Below are 24280 nucleotides of genomic sequence, written 5' to 3'. Positions count from 1 at the left end.
TCACATTTATCCTTTCAGGATTTCATGCCCTAATTTATCTCTTTTTGTTTTCAGATAAGTCTCGTTGTGTGGGTTGGGATTGATTTCAATCGCCACATTTTCCACTACTTCCAGACCATATCCACTTAAACCGGCGCGTTTACGCGGGTTGTTGGTGATCAGGCGTAATTTACTGATACCCAGCTGACGGAGGATTTGTGCGCCTACGCCGTAGTCGCGTTCGTCCATTTTAAAGCCCAGTTCCAGGTTAGCTTCCACCGTATCCATTCCTTCTTCCTGCAGTTTATAGGCTTTCAGTTTATTCATGAGGCCTATTCCTCTGCCTTCCTGGTTCATATATAATATGAGTCCTTTCCCTTCTTTCTCTACCATTTGCATGGCGGCATGTAATTGTTCACCACAATCACAGCGTAAAGAGTGAAGTATATCTCCAGTTACACAAGAGGAGTGCACACGTACCAGTACAGGTTCATCTTTTTTCCAATCACCTTTTTTCAATGCCATGTGAATTTCACCGGAATTGATCTGTTTAAAGGCGATCAGCTCAAAATTGCCGTATTTGGTAGGCATTTGTACTTTCACCCCTTCTTCAATCAGCGTTTCGGTGCTGAGCAGATAAGCGATGAGGTCTTTGATGGAGATGAGTTTGAGATCGAACCTGGTGGCTATTTCACGCAGTTGCGGTAAACGGGCCATGGAACCATCTTCATTCATTATTTCCACCAGCACGCCGGCAGGTTCAAATCCGGCCAGTCTGGCCAGGTCGATAGTGGCTTCTGTATGTCCGGAGCGGCGTAAAACGCCCCCGGTTTTCGCTTTCAGCGGAAATATATGGCCGGGTTTACCCAGGTGTTCCGGTTTGGTGGTAGGATCAATCAGCGCCTGTATTGTTTTAGCTCTGTCATGCGCGGAGATGCCTGTTGTACAGCCATGTCCCAGCAAGTCTACCGAAACAGTAAAGGGGGTTTGATGCAAAGCGGTATTGTCGCGGACCATGAGTTCCAGTCCCAGCTCTTCGCAACGTTCTTCTACCAGTGGTGCGCAGATCAGCCCACGACCATGGGTACTCATAAAGTTGATGATTTCTGGTGTTACGTTGCGTGCTGCCGTTATAAAATCACCTTCATTTTCACGGTCCTCGTCATCGACTACGATCACCAGTTTACCGTTTTTTATATCTTCTATTGCTGCTTCTATTTTATCTAACATATTTTATTCCCTCCGGGTCAGTAATGTTGAATTGCGCAAAGTTACGACATATACATGTGAAAAGATGAGGGGGAAGGTGGTTGAATTTTAGTTAAAAAAACGTTGCAGATATGTTAATTACACAGGTCAGTTTTAACATATAATAACTTTAAACACTATTTGTTGTGTTTATACATATTAAGCCCCATAAAGTTCACTGTGGTTATAGGTTTGACTCATTATTAATATCACCTATTTGAAAAATTATAATTTTTAAGGAAAATCTTGAAAAATCCTACTGTTTATAGGCGTTCAGCTAGATGTCATCCAATTTTTTCCTGACCCTCCAAGTTATCCACAGTCTACTTAACAATTTGTTAATTTGAAGTTAAAATTATGCCAGGAAAATTAAGCAACTTTGCGGCTGAAACAACAACATCTTTGCTTTATGGGGTTTAAAAAATTACTCTCAACATTTTTATTCGTGCTTGTTTCAATCATCGCCTTTGGTCAGGTAACTACCGGTAGCATGACCGGTTATGTTAAAGACGACAAAGGAGAAGGATTGATCGGCGCAACTGTAAAAGCCGTACATGGCCCATCAGGTACAATTTATGGAACCACCACACAGGAAGGTGGCCGCTACAACATTCCCAACATGCGAGTAGGCGGACCCTATACGATTACTGTGTCATTTATCAGCTTCCAGGAACAAAAGGAAGAAAATGTTAACCTTCCATTGGGTCAGACTTTCAAAATTGATTTCAAGTTACGCTCATCCTCCACTGACCTGAAAGAGCTGGTGGTAACTGGTAAGCAAAACAACACTTTCAACAGTTCCCGTACTGGTGCTGCTACTTACATTTCCAGAGATCAATTACAAAACCTGCCTTCCCTGAACAGAGGTATCGCAGATTTCACTAAATTGACTCCTCAGGCCGGTAAAGGTTTGACGTTTGCTGGCAGAAACAACCTCTATAACTCCTTTACAGTAGATGGTTCTCTTTTCAGTAATGCTTTCGGTTTATCAGATTTACCAGGTGGTCAAACCAACTCCCAGCCTATCAGTCTGGATGCAATTGATCAGATTCAGGTAAACCTGGCGCCATATGACGTTAAACTGAGTGGTTTTACAGGTGCTAATATCAATGCCGTAACCAAATCAGGTACCAACGACTTATCCGCTTCTGTTTACAGCTTCTTCAGAAGTGCTGATCTCACAGGTAGCAAGGTAAAAGGTGTCGATGTGAGCAAGGATCAATATACTCTTAAACAATATGGTTTCCGCGTAGGTGGTGCAATCATCAAAAATAAACTGTTCTACTTCGTAAATGGTGAACTGGAAAGACAAACCTCTCCGGGTACTACCTGGCAGGCGAACCGCGGTACCAAGGGTCCCGGCATTTCAAATGTAAAAGCATCCGATCTGGATCTGGTGAAGGGCGCCTTGCAGAAATTAGGTTACGATCCAGGTGCTTACGAGGGCTTTGATTTCAAACAGAATAACGAAAAAGTAACTGCCCGTATTGACTGGAATATCAATACCAAAAACAAGTTCAACTTCCGTTATTCCTATATGAACTCCTTCAGGGATATCAATGCAAGTGCTTCCAACTCCAATACCGGTCGTGGCCCAAGCCAAACCAGTATGTTGTTCCAGGGTACCAGCTACCGCCAATACAATAAGATCAATTCTTATGTGGCTGAATTAAACAGCTCTATTTCCAATAAAATGTCTAACAACCTGTCTGTTACCTACAGCCGGTTCCGTGATTATCGCACCACACCAGGTGGTCTTTTCCCACTGATAGATATTGAAGATGGTAATGGCAAAAACTATATCTCCGCTGGTTCTGAACCTTTCAGTGCTGTTAATAAACTGAGCCAGGACCTGGTACAATTTGCCAACAACTTCAACCTCTACTCTGGTAAACATACCTACACATTTGGTGTAGCAGGAGAGTATTTTAAATTCAGCAACGCATTTGCCCAGTTCTATCTCGGTCAGTACCGATACAAAGACATGGCTTCTGCCCTGGCAGCTCTTGGTGGAGACAAAACAATTCAGCCCACTCTTTATCAGTTATCTTATTCCGCGATCCCTGGCAACAGCGCTCCGTCAGCTGACCTGAGTGCAGCTACTGTTTCTGCATATGCACAGGATGAATTCCAGATCAGAGATAACTTTAAACTGACTTATGGTGTAAGGTTCGATATCCCTTTTTACCCAACCAAACTTTCACATAACCCCACCATTGATTCTGTTTCATTCCGTAATGGAGAACACCTGGACGTAAGTGCACTGCCAAAAGCAAAACTGATGATTTCTCCTCGCGTAGGCTTTAACTGGGATGTGAAAAACGACCAGACCCTGCAAATCCGCGGTGGATCCGGTATATTCACAGGCCGTATTCCTTATGTGTGGGCTGTAAACCAGGCAGGACAAAACGGTTTACTGTATGGTCAGGAAAAAACAAACAACCCTACCAACCGTCCGTTCTCCAGCGATCCTGCAGCATACATTCCGAAAAATCCACAGGCTCCGGCCAGTGCATTGATCAACGTAATGTCACCTGATTTCAAATACCCACAGATATGGCGTACAAACCTTGCCGTTGACGTATTGTTACCAGGCAAAATTCTGGCTACATTTGAAGGTATCTACACCAAGGATATTAATGCAGTGTACCACAGAGATGCGAACCTCGTAAACCCAACCGGTAAATCAGTAGGACCAGGTTCACGTGATACCTTCCCTACAGCCAACCGCGTAAGTCCGAAAGCTACTAATGCTATCGTACTGGATAACACCAGCAAGGGCTGGTCTTACTCCTTGTCTGCGCAATTCTCCAAAACATTCGATTTCGGCTTATCAGCTTCCGCTGCCTACGCTTATCAGAATGCGAAGGATATTACTTCCAGCCCTGGATCACAGGCTGCCAGCGCCTTCAACGGTAATCAAATCGTGAATGACCCGAATAATCCCGTGTTATCTTACACCGGATTCCTTGTACAACACAGGATAGTGGCTACGTTGTCTTACAAAATAAAATATGCTAAAATACTGGCAACTACCGTATCTGTTGTTTATGAAGGATCTCCATTCAGCGATCCATTCAACAGCACCCGTATCAGTTACGTATATGCAGGTGACATGAACCATGATGGTTCTACCACTAACAACGATCTGATTTATGTACCAAAGGACAAAAGCGACATTATCCTGATTCCAAGCAGAACAGCCGCCGGTGCGCCTGCCGATACACGTACACCTGATCAGATCTGGAGCGACCTGGATCAGTTTATCTCCAAAGATAAATACCTGAACAGCCGCAGAGGTCAGTTTGCTGAAAGAAATGGTGGTCAGTACCCTTGGTGGCATCACTTTGATGTGAAGCTGATCCAGGATATCGACTTCGCTAAAATTGCTCCAAAAAGCAAAAGCAAATTACAGGCTACCCTCGATATCATTAACTTTGGTAACCTGCTAAATAATAACTGGGGCGTTGCTAAAACTATTAACACACCTGCCTTCCTGACCTATCGCGACAGCAATGGTCCAGGCGGACAAGCCCGTTACTCTTTTAACAACATCGGTAATCCGTTCAACGACTTTACTGGTATCCTTTCCAGATGGCAGATGCAGATTGGCGTAAGATATATCTTCAACTAATCAGCAAAAGTTTAACCTATAAAAGTAAGGGGCGTCTCAGTACTGAGACGTCCCTTCTTTCTTTTTACAATAATCCAATATCCATCCCCGTTATACCCCAAATCCTTTACCCGTGCGCAATCTTGTCCTGCTCCTCCTTTTCCTGCTTCCCCTGCATAGCATTCATGCACAGAATATAGTGGCCAATCCCGGTTTTTCAGACGTTAACATTTGTACAGAATATAATTACCCCTGTGCACCCAGCGCCTGGGAATCGGTAGCGCCCAATACCAGTAAAATCATGTATACTCAGGTCAAGGGCAACCGCTACATCACCATCACCCTTTATAGCAGCATTGATCCAAACTTCCGTTCCTATAGCGAAACACAATTGCTTTGCCCCTTGCACAAAGGGCAACGTTATCAGCTGAAGTTATACACGCTCATGGAAGAAGACCGCCCCTATCCCCTGCCAGGCGTATTATTCGACTCGGTGCCGGTATACCGCTGGACACCCAGACCACTACCGCAACCCGCCACCCTGTACTTCAACAGGGATTCCGATAAGCATCCGGAAAAAAAATGGACGGTGCTGGAAAAAACATTTGTAGCCGAAGCCAATGCGAAATACATGATCATTGGCAACTTTGACTCCTCGTTGGCCCATTACCCAAAAAATGAAGCATTTTATCTGAATATAGACAGCGTGTCGCTGGTTCCATTATCCGGTAATGCTTGTGCAAACACTAAAGAAACTGCTGCGAAGTTGTATGCGTTGCACGACCGGCATCATTTTATTTCACCAGACAAAGACCTGCAGGACCTGGAGCCCGTGAAGACGCCAAAGCTTCAAACTGTATTTTATAAACCCGGATCCTGTGATACCCTGCTGTTGAAATCTGATTTCTTCTTACCAAAAAGTAAAAATATCAACCCTTCCTATGCCGGTCAACTGGAAAGCGTACTAAAGCCATCCGGCAGCGTATTACGTCATAAAATTAAACTCACCGGCTATGTGTTTAAAAATGCCAGTGAAAAATATAACCAGGTAATGGCACAGGACCGTGCACGGGCAGTGGCCAGCTACATGGTGTATAAAAAAGGTTTTAGCTTCGATGACTTCATCATTACCGGCATAGGAAAATTCACTGCAGACAGTGATTCCAGCGAAAGAGTAGAAGTGATTAATTGTCAGCCTTCGGAAGAAGTAACCGTAGCGGTTACACGAACTGATACCTTACTGATACCAGACCTCCTTTTCCGGGTAGACAGCCATCAACTGGAAGATAGAATGATCCACACACTCGATAGTCTTATCGATAAAATCCCAGTTGGTGATCATATATCCCTGACAGTTACAGGGCATACTGATAATACCGGCACCAACATTTACAACCAGGAATTATCCATGCGGCGCGCATTTACGGTATCAGATTATATCCGGAACAAAAAGCCAGCTAGTAACATCACGGCCGTAAACGGAATGGGCGAGTCTATGCCGGTAGCGGATAATAAAACGGTAACAGGCAGGCGGAAAAACAGACGGGTGGAAGTGGTGATTTACTATCTGTCTTCCCAATAAACTGGAAGAAACGGTATAATGCTACAGTTGCTAATTTCTATCAACAACTTGCACCTTATCATTATCATGATAAGGTGGTGAATATGAGCGGCCCTTCCTGGTCCGTTTGGACCGGAAACAATCAGGAAGATGGCGTACTGTAATCTATACGCCACCTCTATTCGCTCCGCTGGCAGCAGTGGATGGGCAAGCGTCCAAACTACCCCTGGCCTTGCCCATTGTAGCGCTGAAGAAAGTTAAATAAAATGATATAAGAACACCACATTGCCTGTGTAGGCTGGTTTAGGCTGATCTTTAATCCTCAGCGTGGCTTCAATCACCACTTTGGTTGTTCCTCTTAAATTGGTGATGGAATTCAGTTTAGCCCCCAGTTGAACCTCACTATCTACCACTACGGCCTGTCCGAATTTAAATGATTCAATCCCATAGTTGATTTCCATTTTAATATTACGAACATCTGCAATCTGCTTCCATAAATATGGAATTAAGGATAATGTTAAATATCCGTGTGCGATGGTGGCTTTAAATGGACCTTCATTCTCCGCTTTTTCTTTGTCCACATGAATCCATTGATGATCTAAAGTGGCGTCAGCAAATTTATCAATCTGCTGCTGGTCAATTTTATGCCATTCGGACACTCCTAATTGCAAACCTAAATACGATTGATACTCCTGATAATTATTAATGACTAACATACTTTTTTTTTGTAATCAGTTATAGGTCTTTTATGGCGAAGCTTCAAGTTTTCATTCTAATCTAACTCATAGGTATCGCACCACAATATTGTGAAGGCATAAAAGTATTCAAAGTGAACCTGTCTACCAATATATATTGAATCTTTATTGCTTTAGAGTACCTGTTTTTTATTTTATCCACGCTCCACGCTTCCCTTCCTGTCCAAAATTTTCCGGATTGCGTAAACGCAACGGTATGCTTTTACCTAATTTTGCTCCCCACAAATCAAACGGATACACCATACAGCAAACATCATCTGAGCACATTATCTCATTTAAACGACGGCAATCACGGCTATGCACACATTTAACAAACGATTATTCCTACTGCTCTTCTCCGGATGCAGTATTACCGCACCATTAATGGCGCAACGCAAAACAACCAACGAAAATAAAAAAGATACCCTGCCCGCTAAGGCTGCTGACCAAAAAGTACTCGGTGAAATAGTCGTATCTGCCAGCAGGAAGCCGGTGACACTGGATAATGTTCCATCTTCCGTAACAGTTATTACTAAAAGAACACTGGAAAACGAGCTGCGGATAAATACAGATGTAACAGATATCCTGGCAAGGGAAGTACCCGGACTAGCGCCGGGAACACAAACCAACAGCAACGTAGGCCAAACACTCCGCGGGCGCCCTGTACTGATCATGATTGACGGAATCCCTCAATCCACCCCACTCCGCAACGGCGAAGTAGACATGCGCTCCATAGATCCCGGTGTACTGGAAAGAGTAGATGTACTGAAAGGCGCTACTGCCATTTACGGCAACGGTGCTACAGGTGGCCTGATCAACTATATTACCGCTACCCCTAAAGAAGACAAGGCGCTGTCCGGCAGAACCATGATCAATACCACCGGTTCCCTCACCAGCCTGAAAAACAGTGTAGGCGGCCGCGTGAGCCAGATGCTGCAGGGGAAATATAAAAAATTCGATTACATCGTAAGCGGTGTTGCCGAAGAAACCGGGGAATATAAAGATGCCAAAGGCAAACTGGTAGGCCCCAACTACAGTTTGGGTGAAACAGATAGCTACAACGCTTTTGCCAAAATCGGGTACCAGGTAAATACCCGTCAGCGTTTACAGCTGATGTACAACTACTACCGCAGCCAGCAAAACTCCAACTACAACGTAGTGAACGGAGATATTCTCAAAGGCATTCCTTCTTCCGGTGTATTGGGAAAACCTGCCGGTGTATCTACCGGCTCCAGGGGCAATCACAACCTGCACCTCGAGTACCAGGCAGATAGTCTCATTGGCGGTACCTCTCTCAGTGCCGATGCATACTACGAATCCAGGGATGATATCTTTTATGTATCCTTTGGCCGCTTTGCAGGCAGCGATGGACAATCACATACACTGGACAAGAAAAAGGGATTACGCCTGATGCTGAATTCGCCGGTGTCCAACAAATATAATTTTAACGGAACGCTTTCCTATGGCGCCGATCTGCTGAATGATGTGACCTCCCAGCCACTGGTAGATGGCCGCGTATGGGTGCCGGAAATGAATATGCTGAACTATGCACCTTTTGCAGAAACACAGTGGTATCTCTGGCAAAACCTGATCCTGAAAGCAGGTGTGAGAGTGGAAAAAGTACACGTAACCGTAGATGACTACAACACCCTGCCGCTCACAAATGCCGATGGCACACTTCCTCCCAGTATCCGCGTAAAGGGTGGAGACCTCGACTATACCGCTACCTTATTTAACGCGGGGATCCGTTATAACCGCCTGCCGGCTTTTATGCCTTACTTCAGCTTTTCACAGGGATTTTCTGTGTCTGATGTAGGCCTGGCACTGCGTGATTCAAAAGTAAATGACCTGAAAAAGATCAATACAGAAGCTGTTTTGGTGAATAATTACGAACTGGGCTTTGTGAGCGAACACAAAAAATTCCGTTTTGAACTCAGTGGTTTTATCAGCACCTCCAGGCTGGGCGCAGATATGATCTTTGACGCCAACACCGGCTTATTTAATGTGAGCAGAACACCGGAACGTATATACGGTGTTGAAGCTGCCATTACTTACCAGGTATTACACAATCTTGATGTCAGCGCCAGCTACAGCTATGTAGAAGGAAAATCAGATACCGCCAAAACGGGCGGCAGCTACAATGTATACCTGAATGGCAGAAGAATTGCACCACCTAAAATGACAGCCAGCGTCAATTACCGCCCACTGAAAGACCTGGAAGTAAGATTGCAGTACATGGGCGTTAATGGCCGGAACCGCTTTGAAAAGAAAGCCAATGGCCTGTACAATGGCAACGAAGGCCGGGTAAAAGCATATAACCTGGTGAACTTCAATGCCAATTACAAGGTTACCCCACATACCATGCTAACATTAGGTATCGAAAACCTTTTCAACGAAGATTACTTCCCTGCACGTGCACAGTGGTTCATGATTCCGAATCAGTATGCCAAAGGAAGAGGCGCCGCTTTTAATATAGGCGTTGTCGTTAATTATTAGTAGAAGAAAGGCAATTGTAAAAATATATTCATGGCAGTTTTCCAGGTGGCCACATCATGCCGGCCACCTGGAATCTCCAGGTAAAAGATATCCTTATCCGGCTTATACCCCTTTAGCAGCAACTCTTTTATCAGATCCCGGGTATCGTCAATACTATCGATTACACCATTGTGATTCCTGTCGGCCGTTTCATCGGCAGTACCGCATTCAAAAAAAAACTGCTGTCCCGGATGATAACTGCCTTTACGGATCAACTGATGCATAATACGGTCCTTATCATCCAGGTATCCGGCACCGAGCGGCTTACTACGCCACCACAGCGCGCCGGAAAAGACGCCGGCCAGCTGGAAAAGATCCGGATAATGCCAGGCAATGTCCAGGGCTGACAATCCCCCCAGGGAGAACCCCGCAAATGCACGTTGTTTGAGCTGCATACCCGGATACTGTTGTTCCAGGAATGGTAGCAGCTCCCGGATAATAAAACGGGTATAGCTTTCCGCTTGTCCACCCTGCCCCTGATGATCCAGCACTCCTGCCGTACCATATTCTGACCTGCGATGCACACCGGCATGAATACCCGCGACCAGTACCGCCGGCGGAAGTTCCGGTAATAACCCGGAAAGTTCCTGCCCGTCATTCACCAGCAACAGCACCGAAGGAGACTCCCCCCTGAAATAAGTATCCAGCACCACTTCCCGCTGCAGATACGAAGAATTGATATAATGTTGACGTGTTTGCACCCTAACAATTTACCAATAAACCAATAATCTTTTTTAAATTTATCTAAATGCTTCCCGTGACCGAAAACTATTTGAAATGGCATTCTCCCAACCTGGGAAAGGAATTTGAGATGTTGGTATTCGGCGACAGCGGATATCCGTTACTCCTCTTTCCCACCTCCATGGGACGCTACTATGAAAGCAAAGACTTTGGCCTTATTGAGGCGATCCGCTGGTTTATTGATGAAGGCAGGATCAAGGTATATTGCCCCGACAGTATTGACGCCCTCAGCTGGTATAACAAACAGATTACTCCCGAACAAAGAGCGTATAATCATACCTGTTATGATAAATTGCTGATGGAAGAAATACTTCCCCGTATGGAAGCCGAAACCGGCCGGGAACGGATAGTCGCCGCCGGCTGCAGCTTTGGTGGATATCATGCCGCTAACTTTGCCTTCCGTCATCCTGAAAAGGTATCCTATTTGTTTAGCCTGAGTGGGGTATTTGACATCAAAGCCCGTGTAGACGGGTATTATGATGACAATGTATACTTTAACAATCCGTCCGACTATGTGCCGGATAATCAGCATGCCGATCTGTGGCGAATGGGCATTGTACTGGGCGTGGCAGACCGGGATGTAACAAGACCGCAAAACGAACAGTTGTCAGGATTACTGGCAGCTAAAAAAATATCTCACTGGTTGGATATACGGCCCCAAACGACGCATGACTGGCCGGTATGGCGGGAAATGCTGCCGCATTATCTATCACTTATTAAGTAAGTACTGTATGAAAAAAATAGGTATTCTCTTTGGACAGGAAAACACTTTTCCGCAGGCATTTGTAGATCGCGTAAACCGGATCAATCCTCCCGGCATCTTTGCCGAATTTGTGACCATCGATAAAGTGATGCAGGGCGCAGACTCCGGTTATGCCGTAATTGTAGACCGTATCTCCCAGGATGTTCCCTTTTACCGGGCTTATTTGAAAAATGCTGCTGCTGCCGGTACCGCCGTGATCAACAACCCTTTCTGGTGGAGTGCGGATGACAAGTTTTTTAATAATGCACTGGCAGATAAAATAGGCATTCATGTGCCTAACACCGTACTGCTCCCCTCCTATAAGTTACCGGACGAAACCACCGACAAATCATTCCGTAACCTGATTTATCCGTTCGACTGGAACAGTATTTTCGATTATGTGAGCTTTCCCGCTTACATGAAACCTTATGCTGGCGGCGGCTGGAAACATGTATACCGGGTGGAGGATAAAGACGATTTTTTTCATAAACACAGCGAAACGGGGCAACTGGTCATGATGCTGCAGGAAGAAATTGATTTCAGCCAGTATTACCGCTGCTTCTGCATTGGCGGCAGAGAAGTACGCATTATGCCTTATAATCCCAAACAACCGTCTCACCTGCGTTACGAGGCTAATTATGAGGCCAGTCCTGCTCTGCTCGCACAAATCACCGAACAGGTGCTTGCACTCAACCAACATCTTGGCTATGATTTTAATACCGTGGAAATGGCGGTACGCAGTGAGGTCCCCTATGCCATTGATTTCTGTAATCCCGCTCCGGATGCGGACCTTCATTCCATAGGCGCCGAACATTTCGAATGGGTGGTGGAAACCAGCGCCCGTTATGCTATAGAAAGAGCTATTGCACAGAAACCCGGGAAAGATAATCTTACCTGGGGCAAATTTGTGCAACGCAGTCCGGCCAAAGCAAAAGCGAAACCCGCTGCTGCCAACGGAAAAAAGAAAGCAGCCGGCGAGAAAACAAAAAAATCCACACCAGAAAAGGAGAAGAAAGCACCTGCTAAAAAAAGCGCTGCTAAAAAACAACAAAAAGAAAAGTGAAACCGAACCAGCTATTAGCCTTTAGCTATTAGCTGTTAGTAAACGCAGCGGAGACCAACATTTGATTATCTTCGCTGTATTAAACCGGCTGTTAGCCATAGGGTGTTAGCTAAACAAATATTATCTACGCGCTAAGCTAATGGCTAACTGCTAATAGCTAAAAGCTAAAAATCACCATATGTTTAAGGCGTTTACGCTGGGGATCGAAGAAGAGTACATGGTAATAGATCCCGTTACCCGGGAACTCAGATCACATGAACAAAAAATAGTAGAGCAGGCGCATAAAGTCATCAGCGACCAGGTAAAAGCCGAGTTTCATCAGGCGGTAGTGGAAGTAGGTACCCGCATCTGTGCCAATGTACACGAAGCCAGGGCAGATGTAGCATTACTCCGCCGTACCATTGCACAAATAGCCGGCGACCTGGGATTCAATATAGGTGCTTCCGGCACGCATCCCTTCAGCAAATGGGAAAAACAACTCATCACTGACCATCCCCGCTACTTTGAGATAGTCAACGAAATGCAGGATGCCGCCCGTTCTAACCTGATCTTCGGGCTACACGTACACGTAGGCATGGAAAACAGGGAGATGGCGATTCATATAGCCAACTCCGTTAGGTATTTCCTGCCGCATATTTTTGCACTCAGCACCAATTCACCTTTCTGGGAAGGCCGTAACACCGGCTTCAAATCCTTTCGTACCAAGGTGTTCGATAAATTTCCCCGCACTGGTATTCCTGATTATTTTGCCAGCATTGAAGAGTATGATAACTATATCAAGCTGCTGGTAAAAACAAACTGTATTGACAACGCCAAAAAAGTATGGTGGGATTTAAGGGTGCATCCGCTTTTTAATACAGTAGAATTCCGGGTATGTGATGTGCCGCTGACAATTGATGATACCATTATGCTGGCGGGTCTTTTTCAGGCAGTATGCGCCAAAATTTACAAGCTGCGCATGCAAAATCTCAATTTCATTATCTATAACCGCGCCCTGATCAATGAAAACAAATGGAGAGCCTCCCGCTATGGTATTGACGGCTATCTTATTGATTTTGGGAAAGAAATGGAAGTAAATACCCGTGCCCTCATCTTCGAACTACTGGACTTTATTGACGATGTAGTGGATGAACTGGGTAGCCGGGAAGTGATTGAGGCCACCACCCGCCTCATGGAAACAGGTACCGGCGCCGATAAGCAACTACAGGTATTTGCAGACACCAACGACCTCGTGGCGGTGACAGACTTTATACATGAACAGTTCCTCCGGGGATGCTAAACGCCTAAAGCGGAAAGCAAAAAGCTATTGAAGCGAATGATTTTAGCGGGTGACGATTCGCTGTTTGTCATTCGCTTCAATAGCTTTTTGCTTTCCGCTTTAAGCTTTTAGCTTTAATTTTGCAATTATGCATCCAATAAAAAAGAGCTGGAAGGTAGCTGTGCTGGATATGTACGAGGGTGTTCCCAACGAAGGGATGCGCTGTATTCGCGAAATATTGGCGAAATATGCCAGTATGCACGCACTGGACCTGCAATTTGATGAATTTGAAGTACGGCAACAGATACAGGTTCCTGATACTTCCTATGATATTTATATCTCCACCGGCGGCCCTGGCAGCCCGGTAGACAGTGAAGGCAGCGCCTGGGAAACTGCTTATTTTTCCCTCATAGATGAATTACTCGAATGGAACAGGATACAGGAAGTAAAAAAACCGGTATTCTTTATCTGCCACTCCTACCAGATCATGTGCAGGTACTACAAACTGGGCAATGTATGCAAACGCAAATCACCTGCTTTCGGTGTTTTTCCTGTACATAAAACCGCCGCAGGCATGCAGGAGAAAGTATTCAGTGCCCTGCCCGATCCTTTTTATATAGTGGATAGCCGCGACTGGCAGGTGATAGAACTGGATTACGAAAACCTGCAGGCAATGGGGGGACATGTACTGGCTTTGGAAAAGGAAAGACCGCATGTACCGCTGGAACGCGCCACCATGGCCATCCGGTTTAATGAACATTTCATTGGTACCCAGTTCCACCCCGAAGCTGATGCTGCCGGGATGCATATGTACCTGCAACAGGAAGAAAAGAAAAAACAGGTGGTCAATAACCACGGCATAGAAAAATATAACAGCATGATCAGCCAGCTCACTGATCCGGATAAGATTATGCTCACACACGATCGGTTCATTACCGCTTTCCTGGATTATGCCATTTATGGCGGATTGTCCGAGCGACTGGCCGCTATTGAACGCCTGGTACAGGTAGCCGCACATACAGATAATGAGCACTCGTTCTTTTAATTAAAAGACACCATGATCCCTGCTATTAGAACATCTTATAATCAGCAATTTTCGCCTGCCCAATACCAGGCTTTTTTGGATGGTATTGCCGCAGATACCGGCGTGGTACCAGCTTTCCGCATTGCCGAAACGCCCGTTTTTGTGCCGGCTGCACTTTGCAACAAACTGGTTCAGGCCTGCGAAGAAATAGTGAATGTATTACTGCGCCCTGACTTCAAAACCATCACCCAGGACGCTATTCCGCCGGCGCTGAAAGTACCGCGTGAAAATGAACATCCACATTTTATTGTCATTGATTTTGCCGTTTGTAAAGCAGAAGATGATTCCCTGATCCCTCAGCTTATTGAACTACAGGGCTTTCCCACCATGCTGGCTTTCCAGGAAGTAATGGCCCGCCGGTTTAAAACGCATTTTAATATACCCGCTTCTTTCAGCAACTTTTTCAACGGGCTGGATGAAGATTCCTACTATCAGTTGTTGCGCGAAATGATTATCGGTCCTTATGCGCCGGAAGAAGTTGTACTGCTGGAAGTGAAGCCTGATGAACAGAAAACGCGGATTGATTTTTACAGTACGGAAAAAAATCTCGGCATTAGTACCGTTTGTTTAACAGCATTGATACAAGAAGGTAAAAAATTATTTTATCTGAAAGATGGCGTTAAAACGCTCATTCAACGCATTTATAACCGCATCATTTTCGATGATTTGCAACGGCAGTCGGATACGCTTGGTGAGCATGTAAACCTGTTCCAGGATCTTGATGTAGAGTGGATTACACATCCTAACTGGTTTTACCGTATCAGCAAATACATGATGCCTTTTATTCACAGTGAATATGTGCCTAAAAGCTGGTTCCTCCATGAATTGCCGGTTGTACCTGCCGACCTGGAAAATTATGTATTAAAGCCGCTCTTCTCCTTTGCAGGACAGGGTGTACTGATAGATGTTACGGCTACAGATATTGATAACATCAAAGATCCCGAAAACTGGATCCTGCAGCATAAAGTAAAATATGCGCCTGCCATAGAAACGCCTACCGGCCCTGCTATCTGCGAAATAAGAATGATTTATATCTGGTTGGATGGCGCTGCGCGCCCCATGCTGGTACACAATCTTGCCCGGATCAGTAAAGGAAAGATGATCGGTGTAGGATTTAACAGCAAAGACACCTGGGTAGGAGGTAGCTGCTGCTTCTTTGAAGAGCAGAAGGCAGAAAGCTAAAAGCAAAAAGCTATTGAAGCGAATCTCTGTGATCATTCGCTTCAATAGCTTTTTGCTTTTTGCTTTCTGCTTTAAGCTTTACGCTCTATTGCAACTCGAACTCATCAACCAATGGTCCGTGTGCGTATTCACTCTTACTTCCCACGCCAATAGCTAATTCTACGTTCTCGCTATTTTTTACAATCAGGAAAGGTTGCCCGTACTTTTGTTTACCGGCAAAAATGACTGCAATATCTGTACAGGAAAAAACGTCTGCTTTATGCAGGGTAATTTCTTTATTGTCCTCCAGTACATTTTCAGTTTTACGATTGTCTTTCCGGAGATGTAATTGTTTACCTACATACTGCCGCTTCAACCATTCATAGTTACCATTAATAATAACCGGTGTATTAGCCAGGTTTTCCTCAGGCACCTGGAAAAGCAGGAGTTTACGTTCCTCGTCGCGTAGCGTAAATATCAGTGTGGGCGTACCACCATCCAGTGTTTTACGGTCGTAGTCGACGATCCGGAATGTTTTATTTTCTACCGCTTTATAAGGGGTATAAAAATGGCCGCCTTTAAGTACACTTTTATAAGGCACTTCCACCACCGCTTTCACTTTTATATTATCCAGCAGACTATCTTCCTTATTTCTCACCAAACGTTTAGGGTTTAGTTTTAAAAAGGTGATCTCCTGACCTACCAGTGTGAGCTGGGCAATATCCGCCGAAAGGTGCTGAAAAGCAATGCTGCTGTCGTAAGCTATTAAAGTTGGCTTCTTCTCTGTGTCCCTGTACTTTATCTGTGCCGAGGCGCTGCAAGCGGCTGCCATCGCGAAACACAGGGATAAATGTTTCAATTTCATATGATCAAAATATGCGCAAATATATAATGTATTAAATGTTTTTCTCTTTTCTGCTGCGATCTGCAGATATAATAAAACATAACGGTGAGTTCACAAATACATTGCGTAGTGACTCCCTAACTTGGTAATAATAACATATTTTTATGTATATATGTCAACTTAATACCTATCCGTATGTTTAGTAACCTGGCCATAGATGTGGCCCTTGGCCTTATTTTTATTTACCTGCTGTATAGTTTGCTGGCTTCTGTAATACAGGAACTGGTGGCCCGAATTTTCAACTCCCGGGCACGTTTGCTCACCAAAGGTTTACGCCGGATGCTGGAAGATGATGATCACAGTGAAGACCTCGGCTGGTTCGGAAAGTTCACCTTCTTTAACTGGTTCTATGAGCTGGGCTGGAGTGTTGTCTATTTTTTTGAGCCTTTCCGCAGAAGCCCTTTTCTTAAAAAATTCTATACCTCCCCTTCCATCCGTAACCTGGGGGAGAACAGCGCTGCTGCAAGGCCGGCGTACATCAGTCCGCAGATTTTTTCACAAACGATGGTGCACCTGTTACGGAACAGTTCCAGGACACGGCAGGCATTGCCCAAAGAACAGGCAGCTGTAACACAAACATTGCCAGGTGACCTGCTGACAGAACAGGCTCCCAAACTCACGGATGCGCAAGCCATCAAAGCTGCGCTGACCCACAACTACCTGCACCTGGCCCCTACAGTACAGGAACACCTGCTACAGCTGTTTGAAGATGCCCGGCACGATGTCAAAGCATTCCGCATCAACATGGAAAGCTGGTTCAATGAAACCATGACCCGCGCCAGTGGCTGGTACCGCAAACAAACCCAAACCTGGCTTTTATGTATAGGCATCGGCATTGCAGCTTTATTCAATGTAGATTCCATTGCCATTGCGCGTATCCTGATGAAAGACAAAAATGTAAGAACGGAGATGGTGCAACTGGCCACCAGCCGTGCGCCTGCCTATACCGCTATAACGGATACGCTTATACGCAAAAATGTATTGCATAAAGACAGCGCCTTTTATCGCACCGATACTTCACTTCGTGTATTCGTGAACGATACCTCGCTGATAGGCGTATATGCTATGCTGCGCAACGATGCCGGCGATGCCAGAAATGTGCTGGGCATCAGCAGGGCATGTATCACCGACAGCAGCAGCGGACATAAAATAATGCGTTGTGGTTATACCCATCCTTTCCAGCAAAATGGTGGACTCATCTTTGCCGGCTGGTGTATTACGGCCCTTGCCATATCACTTGGCGCACCTTTTTGGTTTGATTTGCTGGGTAAACTGGTGAAGTTCCGAACAGCAGCACCGCCAAATGACAGCACCACCACGCACTAAAGCAATTGTTGTAGATTTGTATATCTCCTCATCTCTTTAAAAAATACGTATGAAACGCACCAATTATTCCTCCGGGGCCATGTGGGAAAGTAAAGTAGGCTATTCCCGGGCAGTGAGAGTGGGCAATATCATTGAAGTATCCGGCACCGTGGCAACAGACAACGACAAAGTGGTAGCAGAAGGCGATGCCTACGAACAAACCAGGTTTGCATTGGCAAAAATAGAATCTGCACTCATCAATGCCGGCGCTACCCTGCATGATGTGGTACGCACCCGTATGTTTGTAACGGATATATCAAGATGGGAGGAATATGGCCGGGCACATGGAGAATTCTTCAAAAGCATTAAACCCGCCACCACCATGGTAGAAGTAAGTAAACTGATAGATCCACGCTACCTGGTGGAAATAGAAGCGACCGCTATTATAGAGCAGAAGGCGTAAAGCATAAAGCTATTGAAGCGAATGACCACAACAACGTACTATCCGCTGTGATCATTCGCTTCAATAGCTTTATGCTTTGCGCTTATTTATACAGTTCTGTCCATTTCAGCATACCACCTACCAGGTTTTTGGTATTGCTGAAGCCCATAGAGTCCAGCAACATACAAGCCTGACCACTGCGGTTACCGCTGCGGCAATAAACGATAATTTCTTTTTCTTTCCACTCTTCAATTTCATCTACCTGCATCTGCTGTACAAAACCCAATGGAATATGTGTACCGCCAATGTTGAATTCTGCACGCTCATGCGGCTCTCTCACATCTAATATATAAAGCTCTTCGCCATTGTCTATACGCTGTTTCAGCTCTTCTGCCGTAATGTTTTGCATAGTTATAAAGAATTTAAAATCAAATTACATCATTTTCAGTTATTCCTGTTCAACAGGCTTGGGAGTAGCAGCGGTGCTGTCTGTTACCGGTTTGGTAGCAGATAGCCAGAAGTCTACGCTTTCTCCTGCTCTCACCATATTAAAGTCTCCAATCTCATTCCTGCGGGTGGGCACCTGCTTAATAATATAAGCATTTGCGGTGTCTTTTACACTTGGGTCTATGATGACTGTACCTGCACTGAGGCTGCTGGCGCTCAGTATTTCACGGGCTTCCGCATAGGTCAATCCTATGAAGCTAGGCACCGGATTCTCTACATTACCGGTACCACTGCCAAGTATCAGGGTAATATTGCTACCTTCTGCTACCAGGGTACCTGCTTTTATCTTTTTACCGTTTAATAGCTGTTGTAATACGGCATTAGTGGCAATATCAGGTCTGTAAATCGTATCTCCCACGTTGAGACGCATGCTTTTCAGCATCATTTCAGCGCTACGGAAAGTCAGTCCTTCCAGATCCGGCATCTTCACCATAGGCGCCACCATTTTATTAACAGTGAGGTAAATCGTTCTGCCCACCTTCACCTGTGCACCTTTATCGGGGGTTTGCGCATATACGGCCAGGGCCGGGATGGAATCCACATAAATGGAATCCCTTACATCTGCTTCAAAACCCGCTTTTTCCAGCAGGGCAATAGCTTCCTTTACATTTTTTCCGTGTACATCAGGTACGGTCAGCTGTTGTCCATGTTTGGTGATAAAGCCCAGCATCGAAAAGAAAAGCAGGGCCAGCGCAAAAAACAAAGCGATAACAACTAACAGATTAAATCCAAATGAACGTTTGGTAATAAAGTCGAACACGATAATTATATTAAGTGTGATAATCCTTATTTCATGCTCTCTTCCAAAAGCAGGCCATAAAATTCCTGCAGGGTTTTACCTGCAGCCCTCACCTGCTGTGGTACCAGGCTGTTTTCAGATTGTCCGGGCATTGTATTTATCTCCAGGAAATATAATTTTCCGCTCTCTTCTTCATATATAAAGTCGGCACGCACGATTCCTTTACAGTTCAACTTATTATATAATGCAACAGATGCTTCCTGTACCTGCCTGGCAACATCGGGGGTGATGGGTGCCGGAGTTATTTCGTTGGATACACCTGGTGTATATTTCGCTTCATAATCGAAGAATTCCTTGCTACTCACCACTTCCGTGATGGGCAACGTGGTAACCGCGCCATTGGAACGGTACAGTCCCATGGTCAGTTCCCTGCCTTTTATAAATTCTTCTATCAGTATCTGGTTATCTTCGTTAAAAGCCTTGTCTATGGCCGGCTGCAGCTCTTCTGCGGTCTTTACCTTTGACATACCTATACTACTGCCACCTTCTGCTGGTTTCACGAATACGGGTAAACGCAGTTGCTGCAGTATTTCTGCTGTATTATATGGCTGATTACGGAAAATATGCACTGATTTGGATACATTCACGATCTGCAGAGCAGCGACTACCTTGTTACAATAACTTTTATTGAAAGTCAATGCAGAAGTTACCATGCCACAGCTGGTGAAAGGAATACCGAGCATTTCAAAATATCCCTGCAAACGGCCATCTTCACCCGGAGTACCGTGAATACCAATAAATACGGCGTCAAAAGTGATTTTATTTCCATGGATGGTTAAGGTAAAATCATTTTTATCCACTTCCGTCACTTGCCCCTCTGCACTGGTATGGCTCCAGCTCTCTTTGGTGATGATAATCTTGTAAACATTATATTTACTGCTATCCAGATTATTTTCAATTGTTACGGCACTCTGCACAGATATCACATATTCCCCGGAATATCCACCGGCTACTAAAGCTATGTTCTTCTTCATAAGATATTTTACAATAAGCGGGTAAAGTTAAAGGTTATTTGTTAATTGACAAGAGCCGCAGTCCTTCCGGTTGCCGGCGTTCAAATTACATAAAAAAAACCGTCTCCGCCAAGGCGGGAACGGTTTTTTAAGCTTCCTTAAGAATATTTTAAACGTGCAGTTTTGCTTTCTTACCCATCAGCTCATCCACTGTTTCCTGGTACATTTCGTCCGGAACGCAACAATCTACCGGGCAAACAGCAGCACATTGCGGTTCTTCATGAAATCCCTGGCATTCTGTACATTTGTTGGGAACAATATAGTAGGTATCTACGCTGACAGGTGCATTGCGCTGGTCAGCATCCATTACACTACCGTCCATCAATGTATAGGAGCCTTTTACAGTGGTACCATCGGCCAGGGCCCACTCTACACCGCCTTCATATATCGCATTGTTGGGGCATTCTGGTTCGCAGGCGCCACAGTTTATACATTCGTCTGTTATCTTAATTGCCATAGTGTAAACTTTTTGGTTAAGTAGTAAGCCATTAATTTTGTGTGACAAAAATAAAATTTTCCCGGTTTAATTAAGTCAATTATTTATACAGTTTCATGAATATAGCAGAAAAAGAAGCCGCATTGGTGCGCCTGGGGCAGTATCTGGCGGATAAAAGTCCGGAATTGGAAGCAGTAAAAGAGCGTGCTTATATTGCAAATGGATGGTTTATTCCCTCTTTTATCGACAACGCACTGGATAATATCTCCCAATATTTCCTCTCTCCTGCCCCTCTTCAGCAGTGGTTAGCCAATTATCCCAAAGCCGGGGAAACACGAACACCTAAAACAGTAGGCATTGTGTCTGCCGGCAATATACCGCTGGTAGGCTTCCACGACTGGCTTTGCGGGTTTGTGAGTGGTCATCAGGTAAAAATGAAACTTTCCGGTAAAGATGAGATCCTGATGAAACATATCCTGGAAAAGATCGGTGAATGGTATCCTGAGCAGGCCCGCCAAACCGAAATACAGGATATGCTGAAGCATTGTGATGCCTATATTGCCACTGGCAGCAACAACTCTGCCCGGTATTTTCATTACTACTTTGCCAAATATCCGCACATTATCCGCCGCAACCGCACTTCTGCCGCTATACTCACCGGAAAGGAAACACCGGCCGAGCTATCTGCGCTGGCAGACGATATCATGCTGTACTTCGGATTAGGCTGCAGAAACGTTACCAAAGTATATGTACCGGTAAACTACGATTTTGTACCTCTTCTCAAAGCACTGGAGAAATATAACTACCTGGCAGATCATCATAAATACAAGAACAACTACGACTATAACCTCGCCCTGTTGCTGCTCAACGCCAACCCATATATGACCAACGGTAGTATACTGTTGCAGGAAAACACCTCCCTGTTTTCCCCTATCAGCGTATTACACTACAGTAATTATATAGAAATGGCCCAACTGCAACAGGAGCTTTCCGGTGAAGAAGCGGTGCAATGCCTGGTAGGTCAATCCTTTACCCCTTTCGGTTACGCACAACAGCCTTCCCTCAGCGACTATGCAGATGGAATAGATACCATGCGGTTCCTCCTGGAATTATAGCTTAAAGCAGCAGGCATAAAGCAAAAAGATATTGACACGGAGGGTTTCAACGGATGTTCACTCACGTCAATAGCTTTTTGCTTTATGCACTAACAAATTGTCGCATTTACTTGTTATATTGACATACAAGCTGACAGGCTTGTCAGTGGGATATTAAGCCGCGTTTAACGATTACGATAAAAATGTGTTAAAGTAAATCAGCCCTATTGCGTTTCATTCTCCCCGCGAATTAAATTTGTAGTAAGGGCATGTAAATTGATCATATCCCGGCGTTATTATCTTATTAATTATCACGCAAACACACTATAATATGAAATTCAAGCAAATCGTTACAACTGTTGTTATCAGTGCTGTAACTGCCGCTGCCTCCATATTTGTGTATGGCAAATATATCCAGCCAAGGCAGCCAATAGTTTTCCAGAATGGCACTGAAGTTCCCGTAAACTATGCACGCTACATGCCAGGCACAGAAGGCAATGCAAACGCTACTCCCCCATCAGACTTCACCACTGCAGCGAAAGCAGTCGTTCCAGGTGTAGTACACATCAAAACGAAGATCAACCCCCGTCAGGTCACGAATGGCAATAACCTGCAAAGAAAACGCAGTATCCTGCAGGACCTTTTTGGAGATGAATTTTTTGGAGATGAATTCAATGGCAGCGGTGATGGCCGCAGGTATTATATTCCCGGCCAGATGGCTTCCGGTTCCGGTGTACTGATTTCTGCTGATGGATTTATTGTGACCAACAACCACGTTATTGCCGATGCGGATGAAATCAGCGTATCCCTCAGTAACTCCAACAAAACTTTCAAAGCAAAACTGGTAGGTACGGACCCCAGTACCGATCTGGCAGTCATTAAAATAGAAGCATCCGGCCTTCCTTACCTCATTTACGGCAACTCCGATAACGTGGAAATAGGTCAATGGGTGCTGGCAGTAGGTTATCCACTGAACCTGGACGCCACGGTTACCGCAGGTATTGTGAGTGCGAAATCCCGCTCTATTGGTATAAACAGAAGTGGTGGCAAAATAAACAGTGCGATCGAATCATTCATCCAAACCGATGCCGCTGTAAACCAGGGTAATAGTGGCGGCGCGCTGGTGAATACTGCCGGTGAACTGGTGGGTATCAACTCCGCTATTGCGTCCCCTACAGGCTCCTATGCGGGTTACTCTTACGCCATTCCGGTGAACCTGATCAAAAAGGTCGTAAACGATATCCTGAAATACGGCAACGTGCAAAGAGCTTACCTCGGCGTTAAATACGCTCCGTCTTCCCTCATTGGCAATATGAGCGATGAACAGCTGAGGGATGCAGGTATCAAAAGAGATGTAAACGGGGTGCAGGTAACGGAAGTATTGCCTAACAGCTCTGCCTCTATAGCCGGACTACGTGCCGGTGATGTGATCACTGCTGTTAATGGCGTGAAAATTCCAACCACTTCCCAGCTCAGCGAGCAGGTAGCGCGTTACAAACCAGGCGATAAGATTTCATTGACCTATCTGCGCGACAATAAAGAGGTAACCGCAGAAAATGTGATCCTGAAAAACCTGAAAGGCAATACCGACCTCGTAAAGGTCACTACACTGGATCGTCTGGGCGCAGATTTATCTGAACTGGACAGGGACGAAGCAGCCAGACTGGGCGTTAACGGAGGCGTAGTTGTGAATGATATCGGTAACGGTATTCTGAAAAAACAAACGTCTATGGCGCCGGGCTTTGTGATCCTGAAAGCTGGTAATACACCGGTAACCTCCGTAGATGCACTGAGCAGTGCGGTGGAAAAACAAAAGACCCTCAAACTGATAGGCTTCTATCCTGAAAAAGGTAGCAGTGTCTATTATTACAATATTACCACTGGCACAGGAAGCGAGAATCTCTGATCTGCTGCCAGCTAAGATCGTTTTATAGGTCTTCAAAAAAAAGTCCCGTTCCCAGGTAAGCCCGGGGCGGGACTTTTCCATTAAGTCATACATGCGTTGCCTGGAAAGGCGTATCATGTAGTCAGCTATCTATGAAAACCTATTATGAAAATAAT

General features: G+C 45.1%; 20 protein-coding genes. 12 read left to right on the top strand and 8 right to left on the bottom strand.

From position 1 onward, the window contains the following. Positions 1-6 precede the first annotated feature (6 nt). Positions 7-1209 (bottom strand): bifunctional 3,4-dihydroxy-2-butanone-4-phosphate synthase/GTP cyclohydrolase II, encoded by a 1203-nt coding sequence (locus AC1DCV_RS23040; protein ID WP_441574441.1) that lies wholly within the window; start codon positions 1207-1209, stop codon positions 7-9. 463 nt (positions 1210-1672) lie between these two features. On the opposite strand from AC1DCV_RS23040, the gene AC1DCV_RS23035 reads away from it, so the two are divergent. Both AC1DCV_RS23035 and AC1DCV_RS23030 read left to right on the top strand, forming a co-directional pair. Next, a complete protein-coding gene (locus tag AC1DCV_RS23035) occupies positions 1673-4861 on the top strand; it encodes a TonB-dependent receptor (protein WP_477025351.1) in 3189 nt (1062 codons plus the stop codon). 112 nt (positions 4862-4973) lie between these two features. Continuing rightward, positions 4974-6422, top strand: a complete 1449-nt coding sequence (locus tag AC1DCV_RS23030; RefSeq protein WP_477025350.1) for an OmpA family protein — start codon at positions 4974-4976, stop codon at positions 6420-6422. A gap of 236 nt (positions 6423-6658) precedes the next feature. Here the strand turns inward: AC1DCV_RS23030 and AC1DCV_RS23025 are convergent, their stop codons facing one another. Next, positions 6659-7117 (bottom strand): MaoC family dehydratase, encoded by a 459-nt coding sequence (locus tag AC1DCV_RS23025; RefSeq protein WP_477025349.1) that lies wholly within the window; start codon positions 7115-7117, stop codon positions 6659-6661. A 336-nt stretch (positions 7118-7453) separates the two neighbouring features. Here AC1DCV_RS23025 and AC1DCV_RS23020 point away from each other — a divergent pair, with 336 nt between their 5' ends. Next, a complete protein-coding gene (locus AC1DCV_RS23020; RefSeq protein WP_477025348.1) occupies positions 7454-9631 on the top strand; it encodes a TonB-dependent receptor in 2178 nt (725 codons plus the stop codon). On the opposite strand, the gene AC1DCV_RS23015 is transcribed toward AC1DCV_RS23020, so the two are convergent. Further along, positions 9628-10371 (bottom strand): alpha/beta hydrolase, encoded by a 744-nt coding sequence (locus AC1DCV_RS23015; protein WP_477025347.1) that lies wholly within the window; start codon positions 10369-10371, stop codon positions 9628-9630. The genes AC1DCV_RS23020 and AC1DCV_RS23015 overlap by 4 nt on opposite strands. A gap of 56 nt (positions 10372-10427) precedes the next feature. On the opposite strand from AC1DCV_RS23015, the gene AC1DCV_RS23010 reads away from it, so the two are divergent. The 5 genes from AC1DCV_RS23010 to AC1DCV_RS22990 all read left to right on the top strand — a co-directional run bounded on the left by AC1DCV_RS23010 (position 10428) and on the right by AC1DCV_RS22990 (position 15740). Next, positions 10428-11135: an esterase family protein gene (locus AC1DCV_RS23010; protein ID WP_477025346.1), complete on the top strand. Its 708-nt coding sequence runs from the start codon at positions 10428-10430 to the stop codon at positions 11133-11135. A 7-nt stretch (positions 11136-11142) separates the two neighbouring features. Then, positions 11143-12216, top strand: a complete 1074-nt coding sequence (locus AC1DCV_RS23005; RefSeq protein ID WP_477025345.1) for an ATP-grasp domain-containing protein — start codon at positions 11143-11145, stop codon at positions 12214-12216. 178 nt (positions 12217-12394) lie between these two features. Then, the gene (locus AC1DCV_RS23000; RefSeq protein WP_477025344.1) at positions 12395-13495 is read left to right on the top strand and encodes a carboxylate-amine ligase; all 1101 of its coding nucleotides are present in this window, start codon (positions 12395-12397) and stop codon (positions 13493-13495) included. A gap of 127 nt (positions 13496-13622) precedes the next feature. Continuing rightward, entirely contained in the window at positions 13623-14519 is an 897-nt protein-coding gene (locus AC1DCV_RS22995; RefSeq protein ID WP_477025343.1) for a type 1 glutamine amidotransferase, read from the top strand. Between the two features lie 12 nt (positions 14520-14531). Then, on the top strand, positions 14532-15740 hold the full coding sequence (locus AC1DCV_RS22990; RefSeq protein WP_477025342.1) for a hypothetical protein: 1209 nt from the start codon (positions 14532-14534) through the stop codon (positions 15738-15740). 85 nt (positions 15741-15825) lie between these two features. Here the strand turns inward: AC1DCV_RS22990 and AC1DCV_RS22985 are convergent, their stop codons facing one another. Further along, the gene (locus AC1DCV_RS22985; RefSeq protein WP_477025341.1) at positions 15826-16584 is read right to left on the bottom strand and encodes a hypothetical protein; all 759 of its coding nucleotides are present in this window, start codon (positions 16582-16584) and stop codon (positions 15826-15828) included. Positions 16585-16758: 174 nt separating this feature from the next. On the opposite strand from AC1DCV_RS22985, the gene AC1DCV_RS22980 reads away from it, so the two are divergent. Beyond that, a complete protein-coding gene (locus AC1DCV_RS22980) occupies positions 16759-17949 on the top strand; it encodes a hypothetical protein (protein WP_477025340.1) in 1191 nt (396 codons plus the stop codon). A 49-nt stretch (positions 17950-17998) separates the two neighbouring features. Then, entirely contained in the window at positions 17999-18391 is a 393-nt protein-coding gene (locus AC1DCV_RS22975; protein ID WP_441574454.1) for a RidA family protein, read from the top strand. Positions 18392-18473: 82 nt separating this feature from the next. On the opposite strand, the gene AC1DCV_RS22970 is transcribed toward AC1DCV_RS22975, so the two are convergent. From AC1DCV_RS22970 to AC1DCV_RS22955, 4 genes are all read right to left on the bottom strand, one after another. Further along, the gene (locus AC1DCV_RS22970) at positions 18474-18779 is read right to left on the bottom strand and encodes a rhodanese-like domain-containing protein (RefSeq protein ID WP_441574455.1); all 306 of its coding nucleotides are present in this window, start codon (positions 18777-18779) and stop codon (positions 18474-18476) included. A 39-nt stretch (positions 18780-18818) separates the two neighbouring features. Then, a complete protein-coding gene (locus AC1DCV_RS22965; protein ID WP_477025339.1) occupies positions 18819-19637 on the bottom strand; it encodes a PASTA domain-containing protein in 819 nt (272 codons plus the stop codon). 26 nt (positions 19638-19663) lie between these two features. Next, positions 19664-20650 carry a D-alanine--D-alanine ligase gene (locus AC1DCV_RS22960; RefSeq protein WP_477025338.1) on the bottom strand — a complete coding sequence of 329 codons (987 nt, stop codon included), beginning with the start codon at positions 20648-20650 and terminating at the stop codon, positions 19664-19666. A gap of 148 nt (positions 20651-20798) precedes the next feature. Then, entirely contained in the window at positions 20799-21146 is a 348-nt protein-coding gene (locus AC1DCV_RS22955) for a 4Fe-4S dicluster domain-containing protein (RefSeq protein WP_441574458.1), read from the bottom strand. A 95-nt stretch (positions 21147-21241) separates the two neighbouring features. Here AC1DCV_RS22955 and AC1DCV_RS22950 point away from each other — a divergent pair, with 95 nt between their 5' ends. Together AC1DCV_RS22950 and AC1DCV_RS22945 are read left to right on the top strand one after the other, a co-directional pair. Next, positions 21242-22240, top strand: a complete 999-nt coding sequence (locus tag AC1DCV_RS22950) for an aldehyde dehydrogenase family protein (RefSeq protein ID WP_477025337.1) — start codon at positions 21242-21244, stop codon at positions 22238-22240. 310 nt (positions 22241-22550) lie between these two features. After that, complete coding sequence (locus AC1DCV_RS22945) at positions 22551-24125, top strand: trypsin-like peptidase domain-containing protein (RefSeq protein WP_477025336.1); 1575 nt, start codon at positions 22551-22553, stop codon at positions 24123-24125. Positions 24126-24280 lie beyond the last annotated feature (155 nt).

The organism is Chitinophaga sp. 10T418 (assembly GCF_056394125.1).
Note: the sequence above shows the minus strand (reverse complement) of the source record. Positions and strands in the feature narration are given on the sequence as shown.